This is a genomic window from Kitasatospora sp. NPDC018058, assembly GCF_044327205.1.
Lineage (GTDB): Bacteria > Actinomycetota > Actinomycetes > Streptomycetales > Streptomycetaceae > Kitasatospora.
In genome coordinates this window covers 1-9311 of record NZ_JBIRFA010000098.1, presented here as the reverse complement: position 1 = coordinate 9311, position 9311 = coordinate 1, and the positions used below count along the sequence as shown (strand labels likewise).

The window sequence follows — 9311 nt, the reverse complement described above, 5'->3', positions numbered from 1 at the left end:
CGTCGTTGACGGCGCAGTTCTGGGTGACCCACATGTCGAGGTAGACGTACTCCTCGGCGATGTTGCAGCCGTTGGCCGGGTCGACCAGCGTGTCGCCGCCGTCGCCGCCGAAGTTGGAGCCCATCACCTTGTCGTGGGCGCGCAGGATGGACTCGCCGTTGTCCTGCAGACCGCCACTGACGATGACGCCCTTGCCGGAGCGGTCCGCCGGGTCCTTGCCGACGCCGACCGAGTAGTACTGCAGGGTGTCGATGGTGCCGTCGTTGAGCGGCGTCCAGTCCTTGCCGTGCCCCCAGGCGTCCAACTGCCCGTTGCCCGGGCGCTTGTAGATGCCACCGTCGTTGCCTACGTAGACATTGACCTTGCCCTGGTAGCTGCCGAAGGCGACGGCGTGTTGGTCGGAGTGGGTGGTCGGCGAGCAGTCACCGGTCTGCTTGGTGGGGTCGATGCTCCAGCACGGGAAACCGTTGTTCCAGTACGGTCCGACGGTGGCCCACTCAGCGCCGCCGTCGGTGGTCTCGAAGACCTCCTCCAGTCCCGCGTAGACGTGGTCCGGGTTGGCCGGGTCGACCTGGAGGGACTGGTTGTACCAGGCCTGGATGCCCGGCTGGTAGCCCGGGTCCTGGAGGGCGGAACCCGAGCCCTTGAGCTTGTCCTTGTCCGCGATCAGCGTCCACGGGCCGGACGGCGAGCCGGACTTGGAGACGTAGATGCCCTTGAGGCCGGTGTCCGGGTTGTGCGCCATGACGTCCGGCGACTGGTCGATCGCGTAGTAGCGCGAGCCGTCCGCCGAGCGCGCGAAGGTCACGTTGCCGACGTTCGCCGCGTCCGTCGGCAGGTCGCCCAGCGAGGAGACCCGCTGCCAACCGCCGTCGGCCGCCTTGCTGTAGAAGCCGTTGTAGGTGTCGCCGCCGCGCCAACCGACCGCCAGGATCACCTTGGACGGGTCCTTGGGGTCGATCGCGATGTCATTGGCGATGTTCTTGTACGGCGCGCTCGGATCCTTGGCCTTCGAACCACCCGGCAGGTAGTCCGGGTTGGGCGCGAACTCCAGCGTCCACGGGCCGGAGAGGTCGGTGGTGGAGTGGCTCCACACGCCCCGGCTGGTGGCCGCCCACACCTTGCCGCCGCCGAAGCGCAGCGCGTGGATGATGGTGGACTCCAGCTCGGCGCCGCCGACGCGGTTGCCGGGCTGGAACTTCCCGTGCTTCGGGTCCGACAACAGGTAGACGCCGGTGCCGACGTAGGAGGTGGCGCCGGTGTTGGACTCACCCGTGGCGTACCAGAGCCGCCCGCCCTCATCCAGGTTCAGCGTGCCCGTCGACAGCGTGGGCAGCTTGTCGGCGATCGGCTCCCAGTGGCCACCGCCCGTACGGGAGCGGAACACCCCGCCGTTGGCGCCGCCCGCGTAGACGTAGCCGTCGCTGTCGGCCGCGATACCGGTGATCCGACCGGTCACCAGGCCGGCGCCGCCACTGGAGTTGGAGTTGACGTCACGGTAGCGCGGGTCGTCCGAGTTGTACGGCTTGTCGGTGACGTGTTCCCAGTGGCCGCCTGTGTGCGGCATGGACTGTAGCTGCGACCAGGCCGCGCCGTAGGCGCCCGGCGCGACCACACCGGGGGCGGTGCGGGCCTCGGTGTACTGCGCGACGCCCTCGGCGGAGTTCTCCGCCTCGTCGCCGCCGTCCCCGGCCTCCGTCTCGGCCTTGGGGCTGAAGGTCGAGAGGGCGCTCTTGCCCCGGACCTTCTGGGCGTGTTGCTTTCCGATGTCCGCCTGGTGCCGCACCTGCCAGGGCTGCGGTGTCGGCGGCGTGGACGGTGCGGCGAGCGCCTGGGTGGTGGTCAGTCCGACGGCGGTGAGCGTGACAGCGCTCAGCAGCAGCCGTCGTCGTTGCCTGGTGGGCACGAGTGCGGTCCTCCCCTGTGGCCGGCCGCGCGGTCGCGCGGCCCCGGCGAAACAGGGGGTAAGCCTGTCCGGTCGGCCCGACTTGGGGAAGATCCATTCGGTAAGAAGCGGTTAAGAGCGTTTCCGTTTCAAACAGTTGGAATTCACCGAATGCCCTCACGCATCAGCGTAGCTGACGACTGCTCACCTCGTCCGCAGCCTCCGCCGGAGCGCCCGCGACGAGATGACCGGGTCGAAGGCTCCCGGCCGGTCCCGGGTGATCGGGTAGCAGGCGATCCCGATCAGCACCGCGCCCAGGTGCCCGATGCCGGTGTGGTCCCGGTTCTGGTACACACCAACGCCGTAGACGATGAGCACTCCGACCACGTACAGGTACCGCCAGGGCCGTACGATCAGATAGGTAAGCACCCCGACCACCCCGGCGAGCGCATAGCTGACGCCATAGTCGAGCGCGTAGACGGCCTTCGGCGCGGCGAGGCCCCGGTGGATCGCCCACCCGAGGACACCCTCGCTGAGGTAGGTGGCGCCGACGTGCGCCAGCATCGCCACCGAGATCCACCGCAGCGTGCCGAGCCAGCGCTCGGCGGGTACGTGGAAGATGTTGTAGAGCGCGAAGTAGCTCAGCCACCCGCCACCCGCGATCCACAGCGCACTGGTCGCCAGGACACGGACCGGCGAGACCTGCAAGTGGTGCAGGTTGGTCGAGCGCCGCTCCAGGATGCGGTCGGCGGTCATGGTGTCGACGTGCCGGATCACCTGAGTGGTGATCAGCAGGATCCCCAGCCAGATGTAGGTGCCCGGGGCCCGCCGGACATAGGCCCACACCGCTCGGGCCGCGCGAGCCCACCAGCGCCGCCGGTGCGCCTCGGGCACCTCGGTGGTGCTGCCGGTCATCGGGGCCTCCTCGACAGTCCCTCCCCACCCTCGCCCGCCTCCGCCGCCGCCCGCCGCCGCGGCGGCCCGTTCGGGTGATCCGGTCCGACCCTGTCGCCCCTCGCCGCCGGGCGCAGTCGGCGCGGCTACCACCCCCGACTGACGTAGGCTGGGCCTCCGGCCTCCCGTAGAGCTGCCGGCATCCGAGAAACCACACAGCAAGGGCGCCAGGCACGATGAGGGACCGCCTCGGGACGACGACACCGACCGACACCGCTACCGCCCGGCACCCGGCGCTCAGAACCGCCCTCCGCCTGCGGCTCACCACGGTCTACGTCATCCTCCTGACCGTCACCGCCTCCTGGCTCGCCAACCAGAGCCACGCCGAGCGTGCCCGGTTCGTCCGGCACAACAGCAGCAACGTCCACCACATGGAGGTCGGCAAGTGGTGGACGATGTTCACCAGCGGCCTGGTGGTCGACGGGGTCCCGGCCTGGGCGGGCATCGCCGCGGTCGCCGTCGTCCTGGGTCTGGCCGAATGGCGTTGGGGCCCGGCTCGCGCGATCGCGGTCTTCGCGTTCGGGCACCTGGGCGCCACTCTGCTGACCGAGGGCGCCATGTGGGTCATGCTGACCGCCCGGATCCCCGGCGCGCTCTCCCGAGCCCGGGACGTCGGGATCAGCTACGGACTCGTCGCCACCCTCGCCTGTCTGCTCGCCCTGGGTCCGCGCCCGTTGCGCCGGTACGGCCTGCCGGCCCTCGCCGTGGCGCTGGGCACCGCCTGGACAGTGAATCAGCAGCTGGCCGACGCCGGACACCTGGTCGCCCTCGGGCTCGGCGTCCTCGCCTCCCGCACCGCATGGGTTCGCGCCCGCGCCTGCCTGCCGGGCGATAGCGGATCCGGCGGAAATCCCGACCGCGAGCCAGCACACAACGGCGGCCGCGCCCGCTGACGTCCCCGCCGCCCCGACCACGACGGGCCGGACTCCCCCACTCGCGGGAGTCCGGCCCGTGCCCGTATCCCCACGGCCCCTCCCCACGCATCCGCCGGGCCGGCCCCGGCCGCCGTGGCCCATCCACCCCATCCACGCCATCCACCCCGGAAAAGTCCAGCCGATCTCCCGGCCCACCCCTCACGCACCGCTTCGCCCCCGCCACCACCCCAACCTCCATTCCTATCAGCCGAGTTGGCTCGATCCACCGTCGCCGGAGGGCGACACCGCGAACCGCCACCCCGACCGACTCCTCCGTATTCTCTTGCGCTACTCTGCAAACCTATGCCAGAGTGCGGGCATCGGATCGAATACGCCGAATCCCCTCACACGTCGCTAAATCAGGAGCCCGCGCCGCGCGGGTGGGTCAAGGGTGCATGCATGTCGAAGGTCTTGAGCAAGCTGCCGGTCGGTGAACGGATCGGCATCGCATTCTCGGGCGGGTTGGACACCTCCGTCGCGGTCGCGTGGATGCGCGAGCACGGCGCCGTCCCCTACGCCTACACGGCCGACATCGGCCAGTACGACGAGCCGAACCTCGCCGACGTCCCGGCCCGCGGCCGCGCGTACGGCGCCGAACAGGCCCGACTGGTCGACTGCCGGGCCGCGCTGGTCGAGGAGGGCCTCGCCGCCCTCGCCTGCGGCGCCTTCCACATCCGCTCCGCCGGGCAGACGTACTTCAACACCACCCCGCTCGGCCGCGCCGTGACCGGCACCCTGCTGGTGCGCGCCATGCAGCAGGACGAGGTGTCCATCTGGGGCGACGGCTCCACCTACAAGGGCAACGACATCGAGCGGTTCTACCGCTACGGCCTGCTGGCCAACCCCAACCTGCGGATCTACAAGCCGTGGCTGGACCAGGCCTTCGTCACCGAGCTCGGTGGCCGCAAGGAGATGTCCGAGTGGCTCGCCGAGCGCGACCTGCCGTACCGGGACTCCGCCGAGAAGGCCTACTCCACCGACGCCAACATCTGGGGCGCCACCCACGAGGCCAAGCGGCTCGAATATCTGGACGCCTCGATGGAGATCGTCGCCCCGATCATGGGCGTGGCCTTCTGGGACCCGGCCGTGGAGATCCAGACCGAGGACGTCACCGTCGACTTCGAGTTCGGCCGCCCGGTCCGGATCAACGGCCGTGAGTTCGGCACCGCCGTCGAGCTGGTGCACGAGGCCAACGTCATCGGCGGGCGGCACGGTCTGGGCATGTCGGACCAGATCGAGAACCGCATCATCGAGGCCAAGAGCCGCGGCATCTACGAGGCCCCGGGCATGGCACTGCTGCACACCGCCTACGAGCGCCTCCTGAACGCGATCCACAACGAGGACACCCTCGCCACCTACCACACCCAGGGCCGCCGGCTCGGCCGGCTGCTGTACGAGGGCCGCTGGTTCGACCCGCAGGCGCTCATGCTGCGCGACAGCCTGCAGAAGTGGGTCGGCCAGGCCGTCACCGGCAGCGTCACGCTGCGACTGCGGCGCGGCCAGGACTACTCGGTGATCGACACCCAGGGCCCGAACTTCAGCTACCACCCCGAGAAGCTGTCGATGGAGCGCAGCGTCGACGCCGCGTTCGTCCCGGACGACCGGATCGGCCAGCTGACCATGCGCAACCTGGACATCGCCGACTCCCGCAGCAAGCTGGAGCAGTACGCGGGCCACGGCCAGCTGGCGCCCTGGAGCGGTCTGATCGGCGAGCTCGCCCCGGGTGGCGCGGCGCCGATCGCCGCCGGCACCGGTGACGAGGCGGAGTCCACCGCACTCGACCACGCGGCGATCGAGTCCGGCACCGACTGACCCAGTCGCGTGACCCAGCCAACGGAGTCAGGCGACTGACGTCGAGGGACGCACCCGGCGCAGGGCCGTCGCACCACATCGGTGCGGGGGCCCTGTACCGTTCCCCTCGCTTCACCCGAACGGCCGAACCGGCCATGCGCACCGCCCCTGGCGGTAGCTGAATGGCGGACGGCACCCGGTGACGGGAAGGCAGGTCCGGAAATGGGTGAGGCGATCGGCCCGATGCTGGCCTCGGCGGTGGCGGTCGCGCTCAGCCCGCTGCCGCTGATCGCCGTGCTCCTGATCCTCGCCTCGCCCCGCGGCCAAACCAACGGGCTCGCCTTCACCGCCGGCTGGGTGCTCGGCCTGGCAGCGGTCGTGGCAGCGGTCCTGGCCGCGGGCAGCGCGCTGAGCCCGGACACCGGCGGGCCGACCTGGTCGTCCTGGCTGAAGCTCGTCCTCGGCGCCCTGCTCCTCCTGCTGGCCGCCAAGCAGTGGCGCGACCGCCCGAGACCGGGGCATGTCATCGCGCCACCGACCTGGCTACTGGGGATCGACCGCCTCACTCCCGCCCGGTCCGTCGGCCTCGCCGTGACCCTGGTGGTGGCTCACCCGAAGACCCTGCTCCCAGCGGTCGGCGGCGCCGCGTCCATCGCCGCCTGTCCGACCGATGTGGGGGCCAAGGCGCTGGCCGCCGCCCTGATGGTCCTGCTCGGCTCGCTGGGCACCCTGCTGCCGCTCACGGTCCACCGGCTCGGCAACGACCACTCGATCCGCACCCTCGGTGAGTGGCGCGCCTGGACGGCCGCGCACAACGCGGCGATCATGACCGCCGTCCCATTGGTTCTCGGCGCCGCCTACCTGGGCGACGCCCTCACCGGGCTCGGCTGAACCCGCTGAACCGGAACCCGCACACCCGAAACCCGCACACCCGGAGCACCGCCCGCGTGGCCCGGCACCGCAACGGCCCCGGCGCCCTCACCGGATCCGCACCACCCCCCGCCCCCGCACCGTCCGCACGCCCAGCCGCCCGCCGTCGGCGCCCGCGTCGCCGCGAACACTCGACCCCGCCCCGACCGCGTCCCGCAGCGTCAGCAGGATCTCCCCGTCGTACCGCTCCGCCAGCCGCCGCGCGAGCTCGGCCGCGCTGCTCGGCCGGGCCTCCGGGGCCAGCTCCGGCAGCCGTCCGGGGCCGCTGAGGTCCTCGGCCTCGGCCGCCCAGCGCGCTGCGTCGCCCCGCTCGCCCTCGGCGGCGTAGTGCACGGCCAGGCAGTGGACGGCCAACTGGTCGCCGTACTGGACGGCGATCCGCCACCAGAAGACCCCGTCCGCCGTCCGACCCATGCCGTAGAGCAGGCAGCCGAGCGTGCGCAGAGCGCTCTTCTCGGCGAGTTCGAGGTCCAGGGCCAGTTCCGCCGGTTCCACCGCGCCCGCGACGCCCGCGCACAGGTACCGCAGGTCGCGCCGCAGCTCGGACCTGCCCCCGGCCCAGGGGTGCTCCCCCGGGACCGGGACGTGCGGCGGCCGGGCGGCGGCGGGCGGCCGGGCGGGGCGCTCCCGCGCGGTCGGGGCGGACCGGCGGGCGGCTGCCAGCCGCTCGGCCAGTCGGCGGGTGAACGCCGCCGGGTCGTGCTCGTGGAACTCCCGGTCCAGCTCGGCGGCGTGCGCGCGCAGCAGCTCGGTGATCCTCATGTCGCCTGCTCGTCGCCCGGGTGCTCCAGCAAGTACTCCAGGTGGCGCCGCCCGAGGCTGTAGTAGGTGCGGGCGGTGGTGTGCGCGATGCCGAGCGCCCGGCCGATGTCGTGGTACGACAGGCCCGCCTGACGCAGCCGGACCACGTCGGCCTGTACGGGCGCGGCGCGCGCGAGCTCCTCCATCGCCCAGTCCAGGGCGTCCAGTTCGGCGAGCTCCTCCAGCTCGTCCTGGCTGGTGTCCGGGCGCCGCTGGGCGATCACCCGGAGCCGCTTGCGCTCGGTGCGGCGGCGCTCGCGCATGACGTCGATCACCGCATCCTTGACGATCTTGAAGGCGAAGGCCTGCGGGTCCTCACTGGCCAGGGCTCGGCGCCAGTTCCGGTAGAGCGTGGTGCCGGCGTTCTGCACGGCGTCCTGGGCGTCCTCGCGGTGACGCAGCCGCTGCTGGGCGTAGCGGAGGTAGCCGGAGTTCTCGCGGGTGAAGAAGGCCTCGAAGTCGGCCGGTAGGTCGTCGAGCGGGTCCGCCCGCAGGCTCCGCTCCTCGCCCGGCCCGGGAGTGTTCACACGCGCCCCCTCTTTCCTGGGTCAGCTGGCCGGCCCACCGAATGGCGCGCCGACGGCCCCGTGGGGGGCTCGTGCTGTAACCGTCCGGGAGGCCCGGGTTGTTGACCGGATCGGGCGGACAATTGGCGAATGTTTCCGTTCACTTCCGAACACTGCCGCTGACCTGCCCATTCGAGCGCTCGGGCGACCACCCGGCGCTCACAAAGTGACCCAGATCACACCTCGATGAAGTCGGGCTTGACAAAGCCCCGCGACAGCCCCGCACCACGGCTCCGCGCGGCCGTGAACGCCACCGCCAAGAGCGCCACCGACACCGACGGCGGCAACACCCCCACGCCCGCCCCACCCCCGAGACTTACGGCGCGGGCTCCACCGCCGCCGAGTCCAGCGCGCCGGTCACCCGCTCCAGCAGCTCGCGCAGCGCGGCCAGATCCTCGACCGGCAGCCCGGTCGCCGCGAGCAGTCGGCGCGGCACCCGCCCGGCCCGCTCACGCAGCGCCGACCCCTCGAAGGTGAGGCTGACCGTGACGGACCGCTCGTCCTCCGGGCTGCGCTCACGCCGCACCAGCCCGGCCGACTCGAGCCGCTTGAGCAGCGGGGAGAGCGTGCCGGAGTCGAGCCGCAGGCGCTCGCCGATCCGCTTGACGGGAAGGTCGCCGTCCTCCCAGAGCACCAGCATCACCAGGTACTGCGGGTAGGTGAGCCCGAGGTCCCGGAGCAGGACTCGGTAGACGCCACCGAAGGCGCGCGAGGCGGCATTGAGCGAGAAGCAGATCTGCTGGTCGAGACGGAGCAGTTCCTCGTCCGCCATGCCCGGGAGCGTCGTCATGACCCCATGGTACCGATCACACTCGCACAATTGAGTTGTGCGCAATTGAATTGCGTGCTCTACTTGTCGAGCAGGCAGCGGGCCGCCGGGAATCCGCCGGAGCGGCACACCCGTGCACGGCGATCCACGACCCGCACCCCCGCGAGACGAGCATCAACACGAAGGGACAACCACCATGGACGCGCTCTACACCGCCGCCGCCACCGCCAACGGCCGCGAGGGCCGCGCCGTCAGCTCGGACGGCCAGCTCGACCTCGCCCTCGCGATGCCGCCCGCACTCGGCGGCAGTGGCCAGGGCACCAACCCCGAGCAGCTCTTCGCGGCCGGCTACGCCGCCTGCTTCGCCAGCGCCCTCGGCCTGGTCGGCCGCCAGGCCCGGGTGGACACCAGCGAGGCCTCGGTGACCGCCGAGGTGTCCATCGGCAAGGACGGCGCGGGATTCGGCCTCTCCGTCGTGCTGCGCGTCGAGCTGCCCGACTCCCTCCCGGGCGAGACCGGCCGGCTGCTGGTCGAGCAGGCACACGAGGTCTGCCCGTACTCCCGGGCCACCCGGGGCAACATCCCGGTCGAGCTGGTCGTCGAATAAGGGCGTCCGCCAGTAGGTCATCGGATGCGGGGGCTTCGAGGCCGGGTATCCCAGCGGTAGAGGGTCCAAGCCCGTCTGATTAGGCAGCGGACAG

Annotated in this window: 9 protein-coding genes; 4 read left to right on the top strand and 5 right to left on the bottom strand. The window is 71.6% G+C overall.

Going from position 1 to position 9311, the window contains the following annotated elements:
* Positions 1-1906 (bottom strand): glycosyl hydrolase (locus tag ACH4E7_RS44680; protein ID WP_396254972.1); only part of this gene is annotated, 1906 nt, incomplete at its 3' end.
* A 183-nt stretch (positions 1907-2089) separates the two neighbouring features.
* Positions 2090-2800 (bottom strand): rhomboid-like protein, encoded by a 711-nt coding sequence (locus tag ACH4E7_RS44675; RefSeq protein ID WP_396254971.1) that lies wholly within the window; start codon positions 2798-2800, stop codon positions 2090-2092.
* Between the two features lie 215 nt (positions 2801-3015).
* Here ACH4E7_RS44675 and ACH4E7_RS44670 point away from each other — a divergent pair, with 215 nt between their 5' ends.
* The 3 genes from ACH4E7_RS44670 (at position 3016) to ACH4E7_RS44660 (ending at position 6435) form a co-directional block, all read left to right on the top strand.
* Positions 3016-3732, top strand: coding sequence for a rhomboid-like protein (locus tag ACH4E7_RS44670; protein ID WP_396254970.1), 717 nt, complete (start codon positions 3016-3018; stop codon positions 3730-3732).
* 420 nt (positions 3733-4152) lie between these two features.
* The gene (gene argG, locus ACH4E7_RS44665) at positions 4153-5565 is read left to right on the top strand and encodes an argininosuccinate synthase (protein ID WP_396254969.1); all 1413 of its coding nucleotides are present in this window, start codon (positions 4153-4155) and stop codon (positions 5563-5565) included.
* Between the two features lie 201 nt (positions 5566-5766).
* Positions 5767-6435 carry a GAP family protein gene (locus ACH4E7_RS44660; protein WP_396254968.1) on the top strand — a complete coding sequence of 223 codons (669 nt, stop codon included), beginning with the start codon at positions 5767-5769 and terminating at the stop codon, positions 6433-6435.
* 87 nt (positions 6436-6522) lie between these two features.
* Here ACH4E7_RS44660 and ACH4E7_RS44655 read toward each other — a convergent pair whose 3' ends face one another.
* The 3 genes from ACH4E7_RS44655 to ACH4E7_RS44645 all read right to left on the bottom strand — a co-directional run bounded on the left by ACH4E7_RS44655 (position 6523) and on the right by ACH4E7_RS44645 (position 8631).
* Positions 6523-7236, bottom strand: a complete 714-nt coding sequence (locus tag ACH4E7_RS44655) for a hypothetical protein (RefSeq protein ID WP_396254967.1) — start codon at positions 7234-7236, stop codon at positions 6523-6525.
* Entirely contained in the window at positions 7233-7802 is a 570-nt protein-coding gene (locus ACH4E7_RS44650; protein WP_396254966.1) for an RNA polymerase sigma factor, read from the bottom strand. Before ACH4E7_RS44650 ends, ACH4E7_RS44655 begins: the two co-directional genes overlap by 4 nt.
* A gap of 355 nt (positions 7803-8157) precedes the next feature.
* Positions 8158-8631 carry a MarR family winged helix-turn-helix transcriptional regulator gene (locus tag ACH4E7_RS44645; protein ID WP_396254965.1) on the bottom strand — a complete coding sequence of 158 codons (474 nt, stop codon included), beginning with the start codon at positions 8629-8631 and terminating at the stop codon, positions 8158-8160.
* A 175-nt stretch (positions 8632-8806) separates the two neighbouring features.
* On the opposite strand from ACH4E7_RS44645, the gene ACH4E7_RS44640 reads away from it, so the two are divergent.
* Positions 8807-9217 carry an organic hydroperoxide resistance protein gene (locus ACH4E7_RS44640; protein ID WP_396254964.1) on the top strand — a complete coding sequence of 137 codons (411 nt, stop codon included), beginning with the start codon at positions 8807-8809 and terminating at the stop codon, positions 9215-9217.
* Positions 9218-9311: the final 94 nt, after the last annotated feature.